The following is a 22,552-nucleotide window of genomic DNA, read 5'->3' as shown; positions in this document are numbered from 1 at the left end:
AACACATTTGTTAAACTATTGTTGAAAACATTTTTAAATGTTTAAGATTACTGACAAACCTCAAATTGAAACAGACCAATAAAAAAACACCTTGAACATTCAAGGTGGCCTTAACCTCTTTATCTATTAAAAAAATGAGTCCTTTTAATTTTAACTTTTATCATTCTATGATACACTAACATACAAATGATGCTTTGTTAAAAACGGATAATTAAATATTACCAGACAACAACATTAGCGGGTCGGAAAGATGTCAGCCTCAATGCCTTTGGCTTCAAGCCCATGTGAAAATGGCTCCAGTGTGATTGGGTTATTATTATTTGACACGATTCTTTATTTAGGAGGATTAAAGTATGGAAGGAAATAACTGCTTTATCTTCGGAAATAAAATAGTGCCTGGTATTTTTTTAGAAAGGGGAAATGAACTAAAATTTAAGCGGAATCAAATTATTTATTATCCCGGGCAGTTATTGGAAGGCATACTTATCGTAACAGAAGGCAGAGTAGAAAATTTTATCTATTCCTCTAATGGTAATTCCAAAATCTTTTTCATCTTTGGTCCCGGTTCTATAATAGGCGAAACCAATATTTTTGGGAATGTGCTGAATCCTGTTTATTATAAGGCATCCGATAATGCCAAGGCCTTATATGTGAGTAGAAATACGCTTGTTGATATCTTGAAAACGGATTATAATGCTGTTGAATTTTTGATGGAATCAATGGCTAAAAAAATAGTAACTTTCTACTACCAGACTCAGGATCTGACTTTTGGTGAGGCAGAAACTCGAGTATGCAATACATTAATTCAACTTGCCAGATATTATGGAGAAAAGAATAGTGATAATACTGTTAGTCTGAATATTAAAATCACGCATCAGTTTCTTAGTGATATATTGGGTATTAATAGAACAACAGCATCCAAAATAGCTATCGGCTTAAAAAAACAAAATCTCATTGATGTTAAAAGTGGAAAATATATTATTACGGATATAGATAAACTATCTGCTTATAATAAGGCTATAACAGAATAACTACGAAAAAAATTTATCGATAAAGCTTAATAAAGTATCGATATTTTCAAAGACAAAGAAAATATGTAGCGTAGACAACAAAATCCCTGTTGTCTGGGCAATATGTTTTCTTTTTTTATTTTGCTATCTTTATCTCAAAAGAGTTATAGCCTTTAATCACAAAACAAAATCTCAATGTCTAAAGGGGGTATCTAACAAAAAAGTTAAACAAAACGATTAAGTGTCTGTGTAATCATGGCAGATCAAAAAAAAGGGAGTGGTTTTTGTGTGGTTAATTTGGATGGCGGCAGGAGCTTTAAGTTTCTTTATCGCCCAAACATTCAACAAGCGCTTAAAGGAAAAAGGAATTATTTTAAAATGGTATCAATGGGGAGTTTTTGTCATTTGGTATGCGCTTGCCTTTTTGGCAATTGATATTGTCTGTCTCAGTATTGCTGAACATGAAACAAGAGCAGCCACAATCATGGGAGCGACTATTATAGCCATCATGCTGGTATTATTGCCCCTTCTCAGGAAAATGCTTACCCCGGGTAAAAAGAACTCGGTCAACATGGAGAAAAAGGGGGAAGTGGCATGAAGACTTCAAGAAGAAATTTCTTGAAAACAGCACTAGTAGCTGGAGCAGCCTTAAGCGTTCCTTCCTTGATAGCACCGGAAGAAGCCCAGGCTAAAACCGTAGACAAACCAGTTTACGAGTTGACTAAGGATTATGGCCGTTTCGATCAGAAGAATACCATGTTCGCCCGCAAATTTTGGGATGCTGAATACAACGCCTGGAGAAAAACTTTACAGGCTCGCGATTTTAGTGTAAAAGATGAGCACGAATACATGGCGATGAACTTGGCTGCATGGCACGTGCATAATAACGGGGCATTTATGAATGCTTTTGGAGTATCCGCCCAATCACCTTTAATGCGGTGGGACGATGCCGTCATTACCATGGATGAAAAAGTCTCCGAGGCCTATAATACAGTTACTACTAAAAATACTGATAACCCCATGATTTGGGATGATACGATAGCTCCAAATGCTTTTCAGGCAGAGCCTGAGGTATTTAGCCGAAAGGTCAAGAACGCCGGCTTATTTCTTGGTGCATTTGATGTAGGTGTTGCCAAATTAGACCCTAATTGGATTTATTCACAATACTTTAACTTTAAAGAAAAAACAAGTAAGCCTTGGCCGAAAGATCCTGCACAGTTTAAGTATGCTGTAGTAGCGGCGATCGAGATGAAAAATGACCCAATTCGTGATCTAAAAACCTACAGTGCTTCAGCAAGCGCCGGACTGGGCTACTCTAACATGGTGGAAGTTGCAGACTCACTGGCTAGGTTCATCCGAGGTTTAGGATATCCGGCTATCCCTATTGGTAATGATACGATGCCAACAATTCCTGCCGCACTTGAAGCCGGTATGGGCGAATTAGGAAGAAACGGATTGCTGATTACGCCTAAATTCGGTCCCCGGGTACGGTTATGTGCCGTACTTACCGACGCACCTCTGATGCCAGATAAGCCTGTGGATATGGGCGTTAAAGCATTCTGCGATGTCTGCAAAAAATGCGCGGAAAATTGTCCTAACGGTTGTATTAGCTCGGGTGAACAAACAGCTGAAACACTCAACATATCCAACCGCCCCGGTGTCGTCAGATGGCCTGTCGACGGAAGAAAATGTTTTGACTTTTGGAGAATAAATCGTTCATCTTGCAGTGTTTGCATAGGAGTATGTCCGTACAATAAGGTAAAAGGAACAGCCTGGTTCCATGACATAACACCTTCGGTCATAGAACATGCCTCCCCACTTGATCGTTTCCTTGTCTTCGTGGATAAAACTTTGGGATATGGTGCAAAGAAACCTTTTGAACTTTAATTAAAGACCCAAAATAAACAATAGTCATAGGGGAAGTGTTACTTTAAAAAGCGCACTTCCCCTACCTCTCTGGAGATGTAGAAAATGAAAAATTATTTGCTGGTTAAAAAGATAATAATATTTCTGGCAATTATTGCTCTACTTGGAGCTTGGTTTATTTCAGACAAACAAAAAACAAATGAAAACACAAATAACGCCAAACAATATGCTGGGGTATTAAAGCAAGCTTATCCGCAAGCAGAAGAATTCGAAAAAAGCTCCTCAGACCCTTTAACTTTTTCGGCAAAAGATTCAAATCAAAAAGAGATTGGTTTTGTAGCTTTTGGAGAAGCCAATGGTTATGGTGGTCCTCTGAAGATTGCAGTAGGTATAGATTTAAACGGACAAATTATTAGCACAATTGTTGTCGAACAAAAAGAAACCCCTTCTTATTTAGGAGAAGTCCTAAGAAAAGGTTATTTGGATAAATTTAAGGACGCAAAGGTAACCTCACCTTTTGTTCTAGGAGAAGATCTTAGCGGAGTTTCAGGCGCTACCATCTCCTCGAAAGCTATAGCTAAAGCAGTTCGCAATGCGTCCCACGCTGTTGGCAGAGGAAATCTGAACCTTGAGATCGAAGAGAAAAGTGAGCCATGGAATTTTGGAGCAGCAGAAGCATTTGTAATGTTTATATTCATTTGTGCTATCATTTTTCCTTTCTTCACTAAGCAATTGAATCTTCTCTTTAAAAGGAAATTAAATCTTCGACTTCCAATTATCTGCTGTAGTATAGCAGTGCTTGGCTTCTGGCTTAATCGTCCAATTTCTATGCAATATTTGACAGGCGCGATGTTAGGTTTTTTTCCTTCAATACGGGAAAATTTTTTATGGTATTTAATTTTATTCACAGGAATTGGTTTGCCATTATTCACAGGGAAAAATATTTATTGTTTTTGGGTTTGCCCCTTTGGCGGTTTGCAGGAAATAATCAATAAACTTTGTGGGGTAAAATACCGTTTAAAAATTGCCAAAATCTTTAAAGTAACACGTTATTTCTTGCTATGGCTTGGTGTTTTTCTGGTAATAATCAATAACAATCCGGCTTCAGGAAATATTGAACCGTTTGGAACAGTATTTGGCTTCAAAGGAACAGGCTTTGATTGGATAAAACTTATCGTCGTGTTGGTAATAGCGGTATTTAGCTATAAGTTCTGGTGCTATTTTTTATGCCCCATAGGTGCAGTAATGGACTTATTAAGTAACGTAAACCATGTGGTTACAAAAAAATTGCTGCAACTATATAATAGAACAGTTATTCAAAAATCAGAAACTATTTCTTCAAGTCCCAAACAATAAAAAGATACTATTTTAGAATTTGATTTTTGCTCAAGGGGTCTGAATCTATAACCATATATCGGCTTCTAAACACAAGTGCCACTTTAGCTACTCAATCTTAAATTTTAGTTAGTAGCCGAGCACTCTCGAACCATCAATTTCTATTACCCCGTATTCTTCTACAAGTCCCCTGTTAATAAAAAGCCTATTTCTGACAGTTTTAAGTTTCCCTGTATGTTTATACTGGCTGATCATTCGGCATACCGTACTCCGAGAGGCACTGATAATCTCTCCTATTCGCTCATGGGACAAGTTTACCGGCAGCTCATACCAATCCCCGTTCCCGTGTTTCTTTTGTTCACCGGATTGGAGCAAGGAAACAAAATAATAGATCAACCTTTGATTAGGTGTTGACAAAGAAGAAAATATATTTTCCCCTTCTAAAATTGACCGCAATCTCAATGTTACAATGGATACCATTTCAATTCCTAAATTGATGTCCTCAAGCATGGCCTGAATCAAGTCTTTTCGGGAAACCTTATACGCCTCGCAATCTTCGATAGCGTGAATGCTTACAGCAACCGGAAGCTGATCGAATGCCGGTCCTAAGCCAAAAACCCTTCCGGGGCCTACTAAAGAGGCAATTCTTTCTTCCCCACAGAGATTATTCAGATAATATGCAGCCCATCCTTTAATGACAACATACGCATGTTCCACCACACTCCCTTCCGGAATGATGATGGTGCCTTTTTTAAATGACACCTTCGTTCCTTTACTTGAAGCGTGTTTGATAACAATGTCTTTAACCGGCCGTTCAATCCACTGCAAATACACAAGCGAATTGGAGATATACATGTTACCTCAGCCCCCAAACGTATTAATTTAAAAGAGATTATGGTCTTGCCAAATTCGCCTCCAGCAAGAAATCCATAGTAGTTCTTCTCAGAAGTTGGGTTTCCAACATCTTTAGCTCTCTAGCTAAATCAGCTGCCTGATCATCCTGCCAGCTGTTCTTCAACTGCTCTTTTGCCTGCTTCATTTCTTCGCCAGTGAGCTGAATCCCTTCTGCTTGAATCACTGCATCCAAGATTTTTTCGCCAAAAATTATTTTCGCAGATTCTTCTTTACACTCGGTAAGCAGCTCATCAGCCGTTATCTTCCTTTGCATTAAGTAATGAATGAGTTCCATATCGTGGATGGCCTTAAGCTCCTCGGCAAATTTCCGGTACAAATTCTCTGCTGCTTGATTTAAGGTCCCTTCATCAAATTCATACTTGCTTTGATCGGCCAGAGCCTGAAACACTTTTTCGATGTTGGCTGCGCGCGCTATTGCCTTTTTCTCTTGATTGATCTCCGTTGCCAACAATTCTTTTAATTCCTGCAAGGTTTTTACTCTTGGGTCAATTTCCCGGACAATATCGTCAGTTAATTCCGGCTCTTTCATACGATATACTTTTACAATCTCAACGGAAAAGGCGATCTGCTGCCCCCATAAGGCTTGGTATTCCAGTAAGACAGGTTGTATCGTGGTTTCAAATATCACTGTCTCGCCCATTTTCTTACCAAGCAGGTTGGCGGAGAATTCCTGTAAGACGTTTTCGTCACACAATCTGAACTTAAAGCCTCTCTCCCTAAATTTTGGGACTGTCTTGCCATTTTCCGTTCCTTCAAAATTTACGATGACATAGTCTCCGGTTTCAATCGGTTCATCGTTTTTTTCGACCTGGATTTCGTCCAAAGAATTTTTAACGTAATTGAGTGCTTCATTAAGTTCTTCTTCTTTGACGCAGACATCAAAACGATCGACGTTTAATCCTTTGTATTGTCCAAGTTGGAATTGTTTCATTTCGTTTCTAACTTCCATGTTGACTGCCATTTGAGACTTCCTCCCCTTCCGGAAATTTTTAACGGTCTGCCCGGATAATGCCTACTGATTGGAGCATTACGACGATGTGAGCTGCTCCCAGTATCAGTATTAAAGCTATAAATAACAGATCTTTTATTTTCAGGTTTTGTTGCTTTTCCCTTGGTTCCATCTTTGGTTCCATCTTTGGTTCCCTATTCGATTCCATATTTGTTTCCATACTCTCACCCCGTTATTCCGCCAACGATTGAGTAAGTTGAGTATAAAGCCGACTGGACAGAAGAATTGACAATAAAACCGGCTGATAAACAGACTGATGAAAATAAATACCGGCAGCATTAACCACATGACCCATACGGCTTTAAACAGGAAGAATGCACTGAACGGCTGGTAATCCAATGTTCCATAGTCTCCTAAGAAGGTTCCAAGTATGATGGCAGCCCATAGGATGGTCGGCGCAGCCAGCTTCAATCTCTTGGTGACTTGCGGGGAAATCCCCAGGGATTTAAAACCTGCAGCTTTATTAATGACCTCCTGGACTGCTCCGAAAGGGCAAATCCATGCACAGTAACTATTCTTACCTAAGAGAACAATGAAGCCCAAAGATCCACCTATAAGCACGTACCATCCTACATTGGTTAAGCCGGGTATTTGCAGCGTTATTAATGAGAACAAATTGCTGGCTGCCACAAATTCTTTTACGAAAAATCCCATAACACCAAATGCTGCTAAAAGTATCCAAACCCGGAACCGCACAAGTTTCTTGATGAAAGTTGCTGCGAGCGCGATGATATAGATCGTCATCATCGCGAAATCCTGCCGGTTAAATTGGTAAGTGTCATAAGGATTGCTCCAGCGCGTATTGAAGAATTTGGATGCTACATAGGCCGTCCCTTTGTTAACTGCCTCGGCTACAGCATGAGACGATACCGTGGAACCGGTTACCCGGTCAATGTAATTATTGGTTTGTCTTTGGTCCAGATAACCGGAATATCCTGAGGCCCCTCCTAAATAAATGGGTTCTTTGACGGAAAGGTTCTTAAATTGATCAAACAATTTTCCGGTATAGAGTCTTGCAAAGAAGATGGGGGTCTCTCCCTGCTGGGTGACAATTACTTTTTCCACTAAACCTTCTTGGTTGACGATGGTCATGGCTTCGATGCGGGATTGATATCCTACTGCGGAGTCACAAACGGCATAATACTTCTCTCCTGCAGCATCAACTTGATAAGCACGTTGGGTTCCAATGATTTTCTCAATAGATGTAACACCAGGAATTTTCTGCTGAATAACCGCCTCGTAATCAATTGTTTTACTCGTCCAAAAGATACCGTAAAAGATCGACGCTATCGCAGTTATGAAAAGTACGATCAAATAGCAGGACTCCAGGTCTCTCTTTTTACTAGCCATCTTTTTTCATCCTTCGCTGTATTGAGAATAAACACACTATAGACGTAATAAAGTACGCGAGCCACTAATGCCAAAGCTAAATGGACAAGTGGCTGGCGTATTTAAAACATTTTATTCCTTCATTTATCTAGACTGAGGTGGTTACAGAATTCTCTTTGCTCTTCTTTAGCGAACGATTCGATAATCTATACGTAATTACAGCCGGAACCAGCGTTGCGCCACCAAAGAAGAGAAAACCCATTGCGATCGCTTGATATTCACGCTCCATCAGACTGGAATATGCCCAAGCCAAAGTAAATATTAATAAGAAGTTCGCAATAAAACCACCGATTTGCAGACCAATCGTGTTTCTTCCTTTCCTCTTCAAATACTGCCAAATGCCGTATTGAATAAGTAATAACAACATGCCAAGAATGACCCATACGATTACACCAGAAATTGTTGTCATATTAGGTTCCCTCCTTTATTTTGTCGGTTCGGTGTCCTTCCAGAAATCTTTGACCATATTCGCAACATAGCCGGACTCAATCCTGTCTTCAGGGTCTACCGGGCCATTGTAGCCAAACCACTCGTCAAACTTACGGGCTGCATCTTGAACCAAAGGAATTTGGGTGGCAATTCTAGCCACGTTATGATTCCATTGTCCTATTTTATTCCATGAACAGACCGAGATACAGTTTCCGCAATCCCCGCCGTTATAAGCCCAGAAAGAGTTACAACGTTGAGCGTCAACTTCCCATTTCATCGTGTAGGGATTCTCCGACGGACCACAATCCTCGGGCTGCAAGATCCTTGCTTCTTTCTCGTGAGAGATGGCTTGAGCCGGGCAAGCATCCGCGCATTTCAGGCACAAGCGGCAGAACTCACGCACGCCGAAACTTCTTGGTTTGTCGGGGGTAAGCTCCAAATCCGTATAAACTTTAGCGATACGCACCCGGGGGCCGAATTTTTGAGTAACCAACTGTCCGTTTCTCCCTGCTTCTCCGAGACCGGCTTGAACTGCAATTGGAACGCTCAGTCCGGTGTCATTTCCCGACGGAATCGCATTGTACCCTATCTCTCTTAAAAACGTTGCAAGCTTATAGGCTACTTCTCCCATGTTCGAGTAAGCTTTGCCCGGTGCAGCGCTGTGAAGGACCGACGGCGCTGTGCGGTATGCTTCGTAATCCATTTCGAAAGCCATGGCAATTACGGATTTTGGTTGGAAGCCGGCATACTTTTCCCAGTCTGCTTCAAAAACGCTTAGCCCGAAAACCTCCACTTCCCGATTTCCAAGAAATTTTTCGATATTAAACGGAGCATATACAGTTCTGCCATTAGGCATTTTAAACGGTCGGGACTTTGGTCTGCTCCAGTTGGCATAAGTCCAGCGATCGTCATAGGGCGCAATACCGGCTAAATCCGCTCCCAGAAAGCGGGCTGCCTTTTTCATAATCAGACTAGCCTCGTCCGCAGAATTGAATTTCCATTGCCGTCCCTGACTCCGCCTTTCTTCAGCTTTGGAATTATCCCAATTAAACATTCCTTGAATAACCACAGGTTCTTTCGCCATTTCATTCGTTTCGGGATTAATGGGATAATGTGCAATCACGCCTGCCGGACCACTACCAGGCGCCGTAAATCCGTTGTAATTATATTCCACTGACCAAGCCGCTGTACACAAAGCTACATCCAATGCGCGCCAGCCTAATTCTTTCTGGCGCAGCGGCAAAACAGTACCATCATGTTGAGAGAAAAAAATTACTCCCGTTTCGCTAACGGTTGCATTACGCCCTTTAATCCCAAGCTTCTCAGCGTTAATCCGCGGAAGGTCTTTCCCAGTATCTTTTTTTCCTGTAATTTCAGAAACATCATCATGCACAAATTTCATTGGCGTCTTGTTTTCTTCAGTATCAAATACTCTTTGATAATAAATCTTGTTTCCCGGAAAACGCTGATACTTTGGATCCACTGTGTAAGGAAATTCCGAGGTTTCCTTGATCGGAGCTACCATGTCCGCCGCTTCGGCCACTAATGGGTTAAATGTCTCCTTTGCCGCCGCAGCCGATGCCACGGCAACAGCTACGGCACCCATGAGCGATGTTTTGAAAAAAGACCTCCTGCTTACATTGTTCGCCATAAAGTTTCTCCTCCCTTAAATGGAATCAATATTTCGTTTTCATTATACTTTTCTCAAATTATTGCCACTATGCTCAGCAGCACAGTTGTTAAATTAATTTTGGCTAAATTTTTATTGGTGCAAGATTAATACAAATAAAAAACTTGTGACGCACCTAGAGGATGCGACACAAGTTCATTTCGTTCAAGTCACCATTTATAATTAAATACGCCTACTAGCTAGAAATACCGATTTTTTCATAGTCTTCCATGATCAGTCCTTTGTGAACATAAATTTTATTATTGGCATTCTTCAGTTTGCCTACATTTTTGTAATGATGGAACATTCGACATACCGTAACCCTGGTGGTACCGATAATTTCTGCTATTCGCGCATGAGACAGATTGACAGTTAATTCATACCAGTCTTCCTGTTCTTTATATTCCCCGCTTTGAATCAGTGACACGAAATAATAGATTAGCTTTTCTTTTGGAGATGACAAGGAAGAAAATATATTGGCTCCTTCAAAAGCGCACATCAATCTCATCGTAACAGTGGATACCATTTCTATTCCCAAATTAACATCCTCAAGCATTCCTTGAATCAGATCGTCCCGGGACACCTTATAGGTCTCGCAGTCTTCAAGAACTTTAATACTTATATTAATTGGTAGTTGACAAAAGGCCGGCGCTAAGCCGAAGATTCTTCCGGGACCTGCCAGACAAGCAATTCTTGATTCCCCACAGATACTATTTAGACAATAAGCTACCCATCCTTTGGTGACTAGACACGCATAATACACGACATCGCCCTCATGATATATGATCGTACCTTTTTTGAATGCCTCTTTGTTATTCTTCCTTTTAACGAATTTTGAGAGAATTTCATCTACAGGTGGTTCTATCCACTCCAAACGTACCGCTAAATTATCAAAATACATGACTATCACCCCCAGAATAATAGTCTAAACAAAAATACTATCTAACCAAATTAGCATTTACTAAAAAATCCATAGCTTTTTTGCGCAAATATTGGTTCTCCAGAACACCGATATCATTCGTCAGATCAGCGGATTGCTCATTTTCCGGGTTTTTCATCCATTGTTCTTTTAAATCATCAATTTCTTTGACAGTAACTTGAATTCCTTCTGCTTGAATTACAGCGTCCAAAATTTTCTCTCTGAGAATCTTTCTCGCAGCCTCTTCCTTGCACTCAGTCAATAATTCATCGGCAGATATCTTTCTTTGCAGTAAGTAAACCATGAGTTCTGTATTGTGAAATTCCTTAAGCTCTCTGGTAAATTTCAAATATAAATCCTCTGCTTTTTGATTCAAGATTTCTTCATCGAATTCATACTTGCATTGTTCTGCCAGAGCGGCTATCACTCTATTGATATTAGCCAAATGTGTTCTGGTCTTTTTTTCTTGAATAATTTTTTTCTCCAACATTTTTTCAAATTCCTGCAGCGTTTTCACCTTCGGCTCAATCTTTTGTATGTTTTCCTCTGTTAATTCCGGCTTATCAATCATAAATACTTTAACAATTTTGATGGAAAATGTGATCTCAAGCCCCCATAAGGCTTGGAATTCAATTAAGAAAGGTTGTATTGTCGTATCAAAAACTACAGTATCGCCCATTTTCTGTCCAAGCAGCTTAGCTGAGAACTCCGGCAAAACATTATCGTCACCCACCTTGAATTGTAAACCATCTTCTTTCACTTTCGGATAAGGCATACCCGTTTCTGTTCCAACAATATTAACGATTACAGTATCTCCTGTTTCAATTGGCTCATTCCTTTTCTCGACCTGGATTTCGTCCAAAGATTTAAGAATATAGTTAATTGCTTCATCAAGCTCTTCCTCTTTAACTGATACATCAAAGCTTTCAATATTTAATCCTTTATACTGTCCAAGTTCAAATTGTTTCATTTCTTACTAACCTCCATGTTGACTACTACTTGATATTATCTCTCCTGCCGGTTTTTCAGCGATCCGCACGGATAATCCCAACCGATTGAAGCATTACAATGACATGTGCAGCACCAAGCATGATGATCAAGCCTATCAATGACAGATCTTTCATTTTTAGCCTTTGTTGGTTTTCCATCTTTGGTTCCATATTCCGTTCCATAGTCGGTTCCATATTTGATTCCATACCCTCACCCCATTATTCCGCCAACGATTTAGTAAGTTGAGTATAAAGCCAACGGGACAAAAAAATTGGCAATAAAACCGGTTAATAAACAGGCTGATGAAAATAAAAATGGGTAACATTAACCACATCACCCATACAGCTTTAAACAAAAAGAAAGCGCTAAAAGGCTGGTAATCCAATGTCCCATAGTCTCCAACCCAGGTTCCCAGCATGATTGCAATCCATAGGATGGTCGGGGCGGCCAACTTCAAAATCCTGGTAACTTGCGGAGAAATCCCTAAAGATTTAAATCCTGCGGCTTTGTTCAGAAACTCCTGTACAGCTCCAAAAGGACAAACCCATGTACAGTAAATATTCTTCCCAAAGAGAACAACAAAGCCCAACGATCCGACCATAATCACGTACCATCCTAAATTTGTCAAGCGGGGTATTTGTAACGTTACAATCGAGAACAGATTGTTTGCCGTCACAAACTCTTTGACAAAGAAACCCATAACTCCAATAATGATTAAAAGCCACCAAATCCGTAAACGGGAGATTTTCTTTATAAAAGTTGCGGCGAGTGCGATAAGAAAAACCACAATCATTGTTAAAGTCTTACTGTTTAATTGGTAAACGTCATAAGGGTTCGACCATTGCTTATCAAAGAATTGCGACGCGATATACAAAGTCCCTTTGTTAACAGCTTCGGCAACAGCATGCGACGATACCGTAGAGCCGGTTACCCGGTCAACAAAATTTCCTGTTTGTCTTTTATCCAGGAAACCGGAATAACCATAGGCGCCTCCCAGGTAAATGGGCTCCCGAAGAGAAAGACCGTTAAATTGATCAAAAAATTTCTGGCTATAAAGCCTTTCAAAAAAAACCGGTGTCTCTGCCTGCCGGGTGACAATCGCTTTCTCAACCAATCCACGATCGTTAAGAATCGTCATGATTTCAATCCTGGATTGATATCCCACTGCCGAGTCGCAAACCGCATAATATTGTTTCCCTGTGGCGTCTATCTTATAAGCCCGCTGGGTTCCTAAGATTTTTTCAATGGAGGTAACTCCCGGGAAGTCCTGCTGGATAAGTGCAGGGTAATCAACTGCTTTTCCGGTAAACCAAACACCATAAATGATTGCTGCAACCGCCGTAAAAAATAGAACCATTAAATAATAGGACTTAAGATCTCTCTTCTTCCTCTCCACTTTTTTCATCCTTTTCTAATTTTCAACAAACCGTTGATGATAAAGGCGTAAAGCCACTTAAGACCCCGCAAGGCAAGTGGCTGTATACGTCTTAACGAGTCATTTTAACCTTTTACCTGATCAAGCTGAGATGGTTTCAGAATTGTCTGCCTTCTTCTTTGACGGACGGTTAACCAACCGATACGTTATTGCAGCCGGTATCAAAGCCGCGCCGCCAAAGAAAAGAAAGCCCATAGCAACGGCCTGGTATTCACTCTCAACAAAGCTGGAATAACCCCAAGCCAAAGCAAAAACGAACAAGAAATTGGCAGCAAAAGCACATAACTGCATAGGAATTGTATTTTCCCCTTTAAACTTTAAGTATTTCCATATACCATATTGAATCAGCAGCATCAACATGCCGATACCCATCCAAATTAAAACACTGTAAATCTTCATGTAGGATATCCCTCCTCTTACTTTGTCGGCTCGGTGTCACTCCAGAAATCATTGACCATGTTCGTGACATAGCCTGACTCAATTCGTTCTTCAGGGTTTACGGGGCCGTTATAGCCAAACCATTCGTCAAATTTGCGTGCCGCGTCCTGAACCAACGGGACTTGGGTAGCAATTCTGGCTATATCATGGTTCCACTGCCCAATTTTATTCCAGGAACAGACCGCAATACAGTTTCCGCAGTCCCCACCGTTATAGGCCCAGAAAGAGTTGCAGCGGTGTGCGTCAACGTGCCATTTTGATGTATAAGGGTTTTCTGATGTGCCACAATCTTCAGGCTGTAGAACACGCGCTTCTTTCTCGTGAGAAATGGCCTGGGCAGGGCAAGCATCCGCACATTTCATACATAGACGGCAAAATTCACGTACTCCGAAACTTCTCGGCTTGTCAGGAATAATGTCTAAATCGGTATAGACTTTGGCGATACGAACCCGAGGCCCGTATTTTTGCGTGACAAGCATTCCATTTCTTCCTGCTTCCCCCAGACCAGCCTGCACAGCGATGGGAACACTCATTCCGGTGTCATTCCCCGATGGAACCGCATAGTACCCAAGCTCTCTTAAAAACGTTGCAAGTTTAAAAGAAACTTCTCCCATATTGGAATAAATTTTGCCGGGCCCAGCGCTCTCAATGATTGATGGCGCCGTTCGGAAGGACTCATAATCCATTTCAAAAGCCAATGCAATTACATTTTTGGGTTGGAAACCGGCATATTTCACCCAATCAGCTTCAAAAGTACTTAGTCCAAATACTTCCACTTCGCGGTTTTTAAGATATTTGTCAAGGTTATACGGCATATACACCGTTCTGCCGTTTGGCAATTTAAACGGCATGGTTTTTGGTCTGCACCAGTTACCGTAGGTCCAGCGGTCATCATAGGGCGCAATTCCGACCAGGTCCGCTCCTAAAAAGCGTGCTGCTTTTTTCACAATTTTCGTAGCTTCTTCCGCTGAGTTGAATTTCCATTGCATCCCTTGACTCCGTTTGTCTTCAGCCATGGTATTGTCCCAATTGAACATCCCTTGGAAGACCACAGGCTCCTTTGCCATTTCATTGGTTTCAGGATTAATGGGGTAATGCTGGATTATTCCGGCCGGGCCGCTGCCGGGTGCTGTAAACCCGTTGTACCAAAACTCTACCGACCAAGCTGCAACACACAAGGCTACGTCTAATTGGCGCCAGCCTACTTCTTTTTGACGCAGCGGCAAAACCGTACCATCATGTTGGGCAAAAAATATAACGCCTGTTTCTGAGACTGTTGCCCGCCGTCCTTTAATACCGATGGTCTCAGCGTTAATTCTCGGCAGATCTTTTCCGGTGTCTTTTTTTCCGGTTGTTGCCGAAACGTCATCGTGAACAAATTGTATCGGCGTCTTGTTTTCTTCCGGATCAAAAACCTTTAAGTAGTAGACCTTGCTCCCTGGTAAACGTTGATACTTTTCGTCCACTGTGTAAGGGAATTCCGATGTTTCTTTAATAGGCGCTACAATGTCTGCCGCCTGGGCAACTAGGGGATTAAATGTTTCCTTTGCAACCGTAGCCGTTGCAACAGCCGCGGCGACGGTGCCCATGAGTGAAGCTTTGAAAAAACTTCGTCTGTCTAAGTTTCCCATGAAGTCTCTCCTCCCTAAATAAGGTAATATTAATTTCGTGTTTATCGTACTTTAGATTCAATCACTGTACCTGTATACCGTTATACAGCCAAGAAAAATAATGGTTTATATACTTTTCAAAAAATTAACTTTTTCGAGAAGATAACAGAAAAGAGGCCATAAAGATAAAAGAACCTACTTATTAGGCACTTGTAAAAATGTTCTAATAAATAGATTCTTTTTGTTTTAATAATATTCAGGAAGAAAATACTAGGCTTATTTTTTACCAATAAGCCGGGATAATCCTTCACCTAGCTGAGCCAATGTTTCTGCGGATTGGCTTACCAAAAGCATTTTAGCATTTTGTTCCTCCGAAGCAACAGATACCTCTTGCGTGCTGGAAGCTGTTTGTTCAGCTATTGCGCCAATACTCTCGATAGAAATGGCAGCTTGCGTTGTTCCACTGGCTATTTCCTGTGCCGCAGTCGTCACTTGCTGAATCTGATTGACAACAGTCTTAATCTCCTCAACAATTGTCTGGAATGATCTCCCCGCCAGCTTGACAGCCTCGACACCTCCGGCTACTTCATCCTTACTTATTTCCATCATTTCAACAGCACGTTCTGTCTCCCGTTGAATATTACCTATAAGTATTGCAATCTGGGCTGCAGAAGTTGACGATTGCTCCGCCAGCTTACGTACTTCATCGGCTACAACAGCAAAACCTCTTCCCTGTTCACCTGCCCGGGCCGCCTCAATAGCTGCATTTAGGGCCAATAGATTGGTTTGTTCGGCAATATCTTTAATGACATCAACAATATTGCCAATCTGAATGGATTGATCCCCTAATATAGAAACAACTTCGGATGTTTGGACGGATACTTCACTAATCTTCTCTATTTTTCTTATGGCATTTTCTGCTTGACTGAACCCCGATTCCGCTGCCAATGCCGCCTTTCCGCTGCTTTGGCTGACGCTTTCTGCATTGGCAGCAACTTCTTGCGCGTTTGCGGAGAGCTGCTCAATAACCACACTCGTTTGTTCTAAAGAGATCGCTTGGTCCTTTGCCCCGGTTGCAAGTTGGCCTAACATATCGGAAAGATGTGCACTTACGGCGGTCGTTTCCTGTACGGTCGAAGATAATTCCCCACTGGTGTTTTCTAAATTTCCGGCAGCTTCCATAAGCTTTGCAATAAGCGCGCGCCGACCAACGACTAAATTATTCGTAATAGTAAGCAGGTCATCCAATAAGCCGTCAGTATTTACTTCAAAATTTGAAGCTAGTTTGCCCTCGGAAAGGTTTTTATTATAATCGGTATACATGCGTAGAAATTTTGCGTTTCGATATATCAGGTAGGCTAGACTACTACTTAGAATCAAGCCGACAAAGGAAAACAGAATACTTGCTTTTATCACTGTATTGAGCAAATCTTCCAGACTGCTCCATTGTCCATTGGCCACCATTCCCTTTAGAACAATATTTACACCGGCAGCTATGAGAAAAAGTAAAACAATAATGAAAATATTTATGTATTGTTTTTTCGTAATGGTAAGCTTCAAAATATGTCCACCCCTTTATCCTTATTTATTCTTGCATTGAGCTTATAATAATATTAAATTAGGTTAATAGTAACTAACAATGATTGGCAATGTCAACAAATTTTTCAAAATATTTTGCGCTATATTGACGCATACGCTCACTAAATGGTTATATTCTATATATTTCATAGAATAGCGGCGATTTATAACCCAATGCCGAATGAAGTCGATATCAATTTTCTACCTGTGGAAAGGCTGCAGCACCCAAAACTGAAAAAGATGCCCCAAATATGATTTAGGGCATCTCCAATCTGGGTCCAGTTATTGCCACGCATATAACTTAATTAAGTTACATGCGTGATGAAAGAAATCAATGGGCTGCCGGTACTTTGTACAGCTCTGGCCATTCCAGCCACCACTTATATTTTTCAATCTGCTCATCACCATAGCCAAACATATCATCAATTTTTTTCAACAGGCTGGAGGAAGCTTCTCCATGGCTGCCGATCCAAGTACCGGCAGTATGGAACCAGGATTGTTCCTTAGAGTTCCACGGACATACCTTCATACATCTGCCGCAGGATGAACCTTCTTGATTGGTTGTACGGAATACGGTGCATTTTTTCATATCACTGTTCCAACGCAAGTAACCGTTGTATTCAACCGGTTCCTTATCGAACGTAATAGCGCCGGAGGGGCAATTTTCTGCACATTTGCCACAGACCCGGCAAAAATCAAGCATCCCGAAATCAAGCGGTTTGTCGGGAACAAGCGGCAAATCCGTGGTCACTGCTGCCACCTTGTGGCGGAATCCCATACGCGGATGTGCGGCGCAGTCACCTGTTCTGGTTAATTCACCCAGTCCTGCAGCAATAATACAGGGTGGCATGGTTGCCGCATAGTTTGTCAAATGATGCGCTCTGGCGCTATATCCAAGTGATCGGATATAGTTGGCCAAGATAACCGTAACGACTCCGGTCGTATGATAAGAGCGCATGGATTGACCGGCGCTGATACCGTCATATCCGGTCGAGGCCAGCATAGTCTCTAAATGCTGGTCAATCATTACGACAATAACATACGGCAGCCTCTCGGTTACCGGCATTGCGTTGGTCAAATCATCTTTCAGCATATCATCCGGACTTGGCATTTTATGACTATAGTAAGCAAAGGCAGGCATTTTACCAATCCCGACTTCATCCGCCCGTAAAAAATATGCGCAATCTTTGATGTGTTGGGACATTTGTTCAGGGTCGGGAATCGGCAACTTGGTCGGCGAGGGCTTTCCGTCAACCATTTCTTCAGGAGCAAGATTCATCGCGAACCCGCCAATAGCGGCATTTAAAGGGTGCTTCATAACAAATTGGAAGTGATAGTACCCTCTTTGAGCTTCCGGCGTAAGTTTGCCGCGGCAAGCCAGAGCAAGTCCCATCTCGCCTTCGTGGGTATTTTTGACCGTACCAATAAGCTTCGATGTGCCTAGCCACTGGTCATTGTGTTCAACAAATTTGACGGAAGCACCGCCGTAATCCATAACGGGATGAAGTTTGGACTTTGCGCCGTTCTGCGGCACTGAAGCATTCGTCACTGCATCCGCAGCCTTTGCCGGCAAAGCGTTTACCGCTCCGAGAATCCCCATGCCAATAGCAGAAGCGGCACCAGCTTTCAAAAAGTTACGTCGGTTCATCTGTAATTTCGGCTGTTGTTGCTTTCCTTCATGATTGGAAAACCTGGACATTTTTTTCACCTCTTTATACTTCTACGCTTGAATTTGTACGTTTTTGTTTACCGAGAAAGCCTAAAAGTCTGGCTAGTACAACGGCGAGAACAACTGATAATCCTAAGAATAAAAAGATTGCAGTACTTGTAGCTTTAACATGTCCTACGATGGAATTAATATAAACAAAAGAGATTCCGGTGACGGTGATCAGATACCAAATAACGTACAATGACCAGTTAAGGACAGTTTTCCATTTCTGATCCTTTTTCGCCCGGGGTTTAATAAAGATGATCCCGGCTAAAAACAAAATCCCGCCTAAAAAAACTAAGAAAGTTCCCATTTTTTCACCTCCTCCATACAATTTGCATTTCTCAGAAACCTTACACCTGCGTTGAATCAACCGACTACAAAACAAATACATCTGTTTGTAAATCTGAATTGACCGGATGAACGGTTTGCGAGAAATCTATCGTCAACGAGATCATAACACTTTAAAAAAAAAAAAATTATTAGCGCATGGTAAGTTTTTTGTTAACATATGCTAATATTCTTTTATTTTAAGATTCTACAGACAAAACAATATCTTGTTTTGTCTGTATATTAAAAAAATATAAATGTACATAATGCATTTTTGGACACTTACACAAAATAAGCCAGGACTTTCTCCTGGCTTTAGACACTATATCATATATTTTCCCCTAGGATATGCGTTTCTTAAATTCCTATTTCTCCATATTCCTCGAGTATCAGCTCCCTGTGAACATAAAGTTTATTCTTACAATTTTTTAGTTTACCTGTGATTTTATACTTACTGATAATTCGAGATACCGTAACCCTTGAGGCACCGATAATTTCTCCTATCCGCTCGTGAGATAAGTTCACAGGCAATTCAAACCAATCTCCATGTTTTTTACATTCGTAGGATTGTAGCATCGATACAAAAAAATTTATTAATCTTTCTTTCGGAGATAACAAAGAAGAAAATAGGTTGACACCTTCAATAACACAGCGTAATCTGTTGTATAAAATGCTTATCACTGCAATTCTTGCCTCTAAGTTATCAGCCATTGACTCTATCAGGTCGGCCTTGGAAACCAGATAGTTCTCACAATCTTCAATCGCTTTGACACTTGAATTAATTGGAAGCATATCAAATGCCTCACCTAATCCGAATACTCTTTTTGGACCAACCAGGCATGCAATTTTCGACTCTCCACGAAGATTGTTGACATAGTAAGCAACCCAGCCTTTGGCTAAAAAGTGCGCATTCTGCACCAACTCGCCTTCGTGCAGAATGGTCGTCCCTTTTTTATATGATACTTTAACTCCTTTACTCGTCGCATGACTTACCACGCTTTCAACAACTGGCGGATCCACCCACTGCAAGTACGTACAAGAATTCACTGTATACATACTGATTACCTCGTTATATCTTGGTCTAAGATATTATTGCGCTAGATTTGCCTCTAACAAAAAATCCATCGCTTTTCTGCGTAAGCATTGGACATCTTGTATATTGTTTTCTCTTGACAGTTCTACTTTCTCTGCTTTCTCACGGTTCTGCAGCCGGACTTTCTCATGAAGCATTTCTTTATCCGTAAGCTGAATTCCTTCTGCCTTGATCACTGCATCTAAAATTTTCTCTCCAAGAATTCTTCTTGAAGCTTCTTCCTTACACTCGTTCAGCAGCTCATCAGATGATAGCTTCCTTTGGATTAAGTAAACAATGAGTTCCATGTTGTAAACGGCCTTAAGCTCCTCAACAAACTTTCGATACAAATCCTCCGCTGCTTCGACTAATATTTCCTGCTCGAATTCATATTTGCAGTTCTCAGCTATTGCCCCAATTACTTTACTCATATTAGCGATTTGTGCTTTATTTACTTTTTCCTGAAGAATTTTATTCTTTAGTATGATTTCAAATTCCTGTAACGTTTCTGCTTGGGGATCAATTTCCCGGACAATATCGTCAGTTAACTCCGGCTCTTTCATACGATATACTTTTACAATCTCGACGGAAAAAGTAATTTGTTTTCCCCATAAGGCTTGGTATTCCAGTAAATCAGGCAGTACCGTCGTTTGAAATATCACCGTTTCACCCGTCTTCTTACCAAGCAGGTTGGTGGAGAATTCCTCTATAAAGTTTTCATCACCCACTCTGAACTTAAAGCCTCTCTCCCTAAATTTTGGGACTGTCTTGCCATTTTCCGTTCCTTCAAAATTTACGATGACATAGTCTCCGGTTTCAATCGGTTCATCGTTTTTTTCGACCTGGATTTCGTCCAAAGAATTTTTAACGTAATTGAGTGCTTCATTAAGTTCTTCTTCTTTGACGCAGACATCAAAACGATCGACGTTTAATCCTTTGTATTGTCCAAGTTGGAATTGTTTCATTTCGTTTCTAACTTCCATGTTGACTGCCATTTGAGACTTCCTCCCCTTCCGGAAATTTTTAACGGTCTGCCCGGATAATGCCTACTGATTGGAGCATTACGACGATGTGAGCTGCTCCCAGTATCAGTATTAAAGCTATAAATAACAGATCTTTTATTTTCAGGTTTTGTTGCTTTTCCCTTGGTTCCATCTTTGGTTCCATCTTTGGTTCCCTATTCGATTCCATATTTGTTTCCATACTCTCACCCCGTTATTCCGCCAACGATTGAGTAAGTTGAGTATAAAGCCGACTGGACAGAAGAATTGACAATAAAACCGGCTGATAAACAGACTGATGAAAATAAATACCGGCAGCATTAACCACATGACCCATACGGCTTTAAACAGGAAGAATGCACTGAACGGCTGGTAATCCAATGTTCCATAGTCTCCTAAGAAGGTTCCAAGTATGATGGCAGCCCATAGGATGGTCGGCGCAGCCAGCTTCAATCTCTTGGTGACTTGCGGGGAAATCCCCAGGGATTTAAAACCTGCAGCTTTATTAATGACCTCCTGGACTGCTCCGAAAGGGCAAATCCATGCACAGTAACTATTCTTACCTAAGAGAACAATGAAGCCCAAAGATCCACCTATAAGCACGTACCATCCTACATTGGTTAAGCCGGGTATTTGCAGCGTTATTAATGAGAACAAATTGCTGGCTGCCACAAATTCTTTTACGAAAAATCCCATAACACCAAATGCTGCTAAAAGTATCCAAACCCGGAACCGCACAAGTTTCTTGATGAAAGTTGCTGCGAGCGCGATGATATAGATCGTCATCATCGCGAAATCCTGCCGGTTAAATTGGTAAGTGTCATAAGGATTGCTCCAGCGCGTATTGAAGAATTTGGATGCTACATAGGCCGTCCCTTTGTTAACTGCCTCGGCTACAGCATGAGACGATACCGTGGAACCGGTTACCCGGTCAATGTAATTATTGGTTTGTCTTTGGTCCAGATAACCGGAATATCCTGAGGCCCCTCCTAAATAAATGGGTTCTTTGACGGAAAGGTTCTTAAATTGATCAAACAATTTTCCGGTATAGAGTCTTGCAAAGAAGATGGGGGTCTCTCCCTGCTGGGTGACAATTACTTTTTCCACTAAACCTTCTTGGTTGACGATGGTCATGGCTTCGATGCGGGATTGATATCCTACTGCGGAGTCACAAACGGCATAATACTTCTCTCCTGCAGCATCAACTTGATAAGCACGTTGGGTTCCAATGATTTTCTCAATAGATGTAACACCAGGAATTTTCTGCTGAATAACCGCCTCGTAATCAATTGTTTTACTCGTCCAAAAGATACCGTAAAAGATCGACGCTATCGCAGTTATGAAAAGTACGATCAAATAGCAGGACTCCAGGTCTCTCTTTTTACTAGCCATCTTTTTTCATCCTTCGCTGTATTGAGAATAAACACACTATAGACGTAATAAAGTACGCGAGCCACTAATGCCAAAGCTAAATGGACAAGTGGCTGGCGTATTTAAAACATTTTATTCCTTCATTTATCTAGACTGAGGTGGTTACAGAATTCTCTTTGCTCTTCTTTAGCGAACGATTCGATAATCTATACGTAATTACAGCCGGAACCAGCGTTGCGCCACCAAAGAAGAGAAAACCCATTGCGATCGCTTGATATTCACGCTCCATCAGACTGGAATATGCCCAAGCCAAAGTAAATATTAATAAGAAGTTCGCAATAAAACCACCGATTTGCAGACCAATCGTGTTTCTTCCTTTCCTCTTCAAATACTGCCAAATGCCGTATTGAATAAGTAATAACAACATGCCAAGAATGACCCATACGATTACACCAGAAATTGTTGTCATATTAGGTTC

The 22,552-nt window shown here is 41.2% G+C and carries 21 protein-coding genes; 4 read left to right on the top strand and 17 right to left on the bottom strand.

All coding sequences use genetic code 11. The annotated features are described in order from the left end of the window. The first annotated feature begins 353 nt into the window (after window positions 1–353). The 4 genes from AB3489_RS05005 (at window position 354) to AB3489_RS04990 (ending at window position 4,232) form a co-directional block, all read left to right on the top strand. Complete coding sequence (locus AB3489_RS05005) at window positions 354–1,031, top strand: Crp/Fnr family transcriptional regulator (RefSeq protein ID WP_368294166.1); 678 nt, start codon at window positions 354–356, stop codon at window positions 1,029–1,031. Window positions 1,032–1,296: 265 nt separating this feature from the next. Continuing rightward, complete coding sequence (locus tag AB3489_RS05000; protein ID WP_368294165.1) at window positions 1,297–1,608, top strand: hypothetical protein; 312 nt, start codon at window positions 1,297–1,299, stop codon at window positions 1,606–1,608. Beyond that, the gene (locus AB3489_RS04995; protein ID WP_368294164.1) at window positions 1,605–2,897 is read left to right on the top strand and encodes a reductive dehalogenase; all 1,293 of its coding nucleotides are present in this window, start codon (window positions 1,605–1,607) and stop codon (window positions 2,895–2,897) included. The genes AB3489_RS05000 and AB3489_RS04995 overlap by 4 nt, the downstream gene beginning before the upstream one ends. An 84-nt stretch (window positions 2,898–2,981) precedes the next feature. After that, a complete protein-coding gene (locus AB3489_RS04990; protein WP_368294163.1) occupies window positions 2,982–4,232 on the top strand; it encodes a 4Fe-4S binding protein in 1,251 nt (416 codons plus the stop codon). Window positions 4,233–4,340: 108 nt separating this feature from the next. Here the strand turns inward: AB3489_RS04990 and AB3489_RS04985 are convergent, their stop codons facing one another. The 17 genes from AB3489_RS04985 to AB3489_RS04905 all read right to left on the bottom strand — a co-directional run bounded on the left by AB3489_RS04985 (window position 4,341) and on the right by AB3489_RS04905 (window position 22,543). Then, on the bottom strand, window positions 4,341–5,066 hold the full coding sequence (locus AB3489_RS04985) for a Crp/Fnr family transcriptional regulator (protein ID WP_368294162.1): 726 nt from the start codon (window positions 5,064–5,066) through the stop codon (window positions 4,341–4,343). A gap of 37 nt (window positions 5,067–5,103) precedes the next feature. Further along, window positions 5,104–6,087, bottom strand: a complete 984-nt coding sequence (locus AB3489_RS04980) for a trigger factor (protein ID WP_368294161.1) — start codon at window positions 6,085–6,087, stop codon at window positions 5,104–5,106. Between the two features lie 129 nt (window positions 6,088–6,216). Beyond that, on the bottom strand, window positions 6,217–7,485 hold the full coding sequence (locus AB3489_RS04975; RefSeq protein WP_368294148.1) for a 4Fe-4S binding protein: 1,269 nt from the start codon (window positions 7,483–7,485) through the stop codon (window positions 6,217–6,219). A gap of 127 nt (window positions 7,486–7,612) precedes the next feature. Beyond that, a complete protein-coding gene (locus tag AB3489_RS04970; protein WP_368294147.1) occupies window positions 7,613–7,933 on the bottom strand; it encodes a tetrachloroethene dehalogenase in 321 nt (106 codons plus the stop codon). Between the two features lie 15 nt (window positions 7,934–7,948). Continuing rightward, a complete protein-coding gene (locus tag AB3489_RS04965) occupies window positions 7,949–9,604 on the bottom strand; it encodes a reductive dehalogenase (RefSeq protein WP_368294160.1) in 1,656 nt (551 codons plus the stop codon). Window positions 9,605–9,818: 214 nt separating this feature from the next. Further along, complete coding sequence (locus AB3489_RS04960; RefSeq protein WP_368294159.1) at window positions 9,819–10,523, bottom strand: Crp/Fnr family transcriptional regulator; 705 nt, start codon at window positions 10,521–10,523, stop codon at window positions 9,819–9,821. A 37-nt stretch (window positions 10,524–10,560) separates the two neighbouring features. Further along, window positions 10,561–11,511, bottom strand: a complete 951-nt coding sequence (locus AB3489_RS04955; RefSeq protein ID WP_368294158.1) for a trigger factor — start codon at window positions 11,509–11,511, stop codon at window positions 10,561–10,563. Between the two features lie 156 nt (window positions 11,512–11,667). Further along, entirely contained in the window at window positions 11,668–12,927 is a 1,260-nt protein-coding gene (locus tag AB3489_RS04950; RefSeq protein WP_368294157.1) for a 4Fe-4S binding protein, read from the bottom strand. A 120-nt stretch (window positions 12,928–13,047) separates the two neighbouring features. After that, window positions 13,048–13,365, bottom strand: a complete 318-nt coding sequence (locus AB3489_RS04945) for a tetrachloroethene dehalogenase (protein WP_119774494.1) — start codon at window positions 13,363–13,365, stop codon at window positions 13,048–13,050. A gap of 17 nt (window positions 13,366–13,382) precedes the next feature. Beyond that, entirely contained in the window at window positions 13,383–15,035 is a 1,653-nt protein-coding gene (locus AB3489_RS04940; protein ID WP_368294155.1) for a reductive dehalogenase, read from the bottom strand. A gap of 255 nt (window positions 15,036–15,290) precedes the next feature. After that, window positions 15,291–16,574, bottom strand: coding sequence for a methyl-accepting chemotaxis protein (locus AB3489_RS04935; RefSeq protein WP_368294154.1), 1,284 nt, complete (start codon window positions 16,572–16,574; stop codon window positions 15,291–15,293). Window positions 16,575–16,923: 349 nt separating this feature from the next. Beyond that, window positions 16,924–18,291: a reductive dehalogenase gene (locus AB3489_RS04930; protein ID WP_368294152.1), complete on the bottom strand. Its 1,368-nt coding sequence runs from the start codon at window positions 18,289–18,291 to the stop codon at window positions 16,924–16,926. A 13-nt stretch (window positions 18,292–18,304) separates the two neighbouring features. Further along, a complete protein-coding gene (locus AB3489_RS04925) occupies window positions 18,305–18,613 on the bottom strand; it encodes a dehalogenase (RefSeq protein WP_368294151.1) in 309 nt (102 codons plus the stop codon). Between the two features lie 374 nt (window positions 18,614–18,987). Then, the gene (locus AB3489_RS04920) at window positions 18,988–19,686 is read right to left on the bottom strand and encodes a Crp/Fnr family transcriptional regulator (protein WP_368294150.1); all 699 of its coding nucleotides are present in this window, start codon (window positions 19,684–19,686) and stop codon (window positions 18,988–18,990) included. 33 nt (window positions 19,687–19,719) lie between these two features. Beyond that, on the bottom strand, window positions 19,720–20,697 hold the full coding sequence (locus AB3489_RS04915; protein WP_368294149.1) for an FKBP-type peptidyl-prolyl cis-trans isomerase: 978 nt from the start codon (window positions 20,695–20,697) through the stop codon (window positions 19,720–19,722). A gap of 129 nt (window positions 20,698–20,826) precedes the next feature. After that, window positions 20,827–22,095 (bottom strand): 4Fe-4S binding protein, encoded by a 1,269-nt coding sequence (locus AB3489_RS04910; protein WP_368294148.1) that lies wholly within the window; start codon window positions 22,093–22,095, stop codon window positions 20,827–20,829. Between the two features lie 127 nt (window positions 22,096–22,222). Then, complete coding sequence (locus tag AB3489_RS04905; RefSeq protein WP_368294147.1) at window positions 22,223–22,543, bottom strand: tetrachloroethene dehalogenase; 321 nt, start codon at window positions 22,541–22,543, stop codon at window positions 22,223–22,225. Window positions 22,544–22,552 lie beyond the last annotated feature (9 nt).

The sequence above is a fragment of the Dehalobacter sp. TBBPA1 genome (assembly GCF_040931655.1).
Taxonomy (GTDB): Bacteria; Bacillota; Desulfitobacteriia; order Desulfitobacteriales; family Syntrophobotulaceae; genus Dehalobacter; species Dehalobacter restrictus.
The sequence above is the reverse complement of the archived record's forward strand: the minus strand, read 5'-3'. Positions and strand labels throughout refer to the sequence as shown.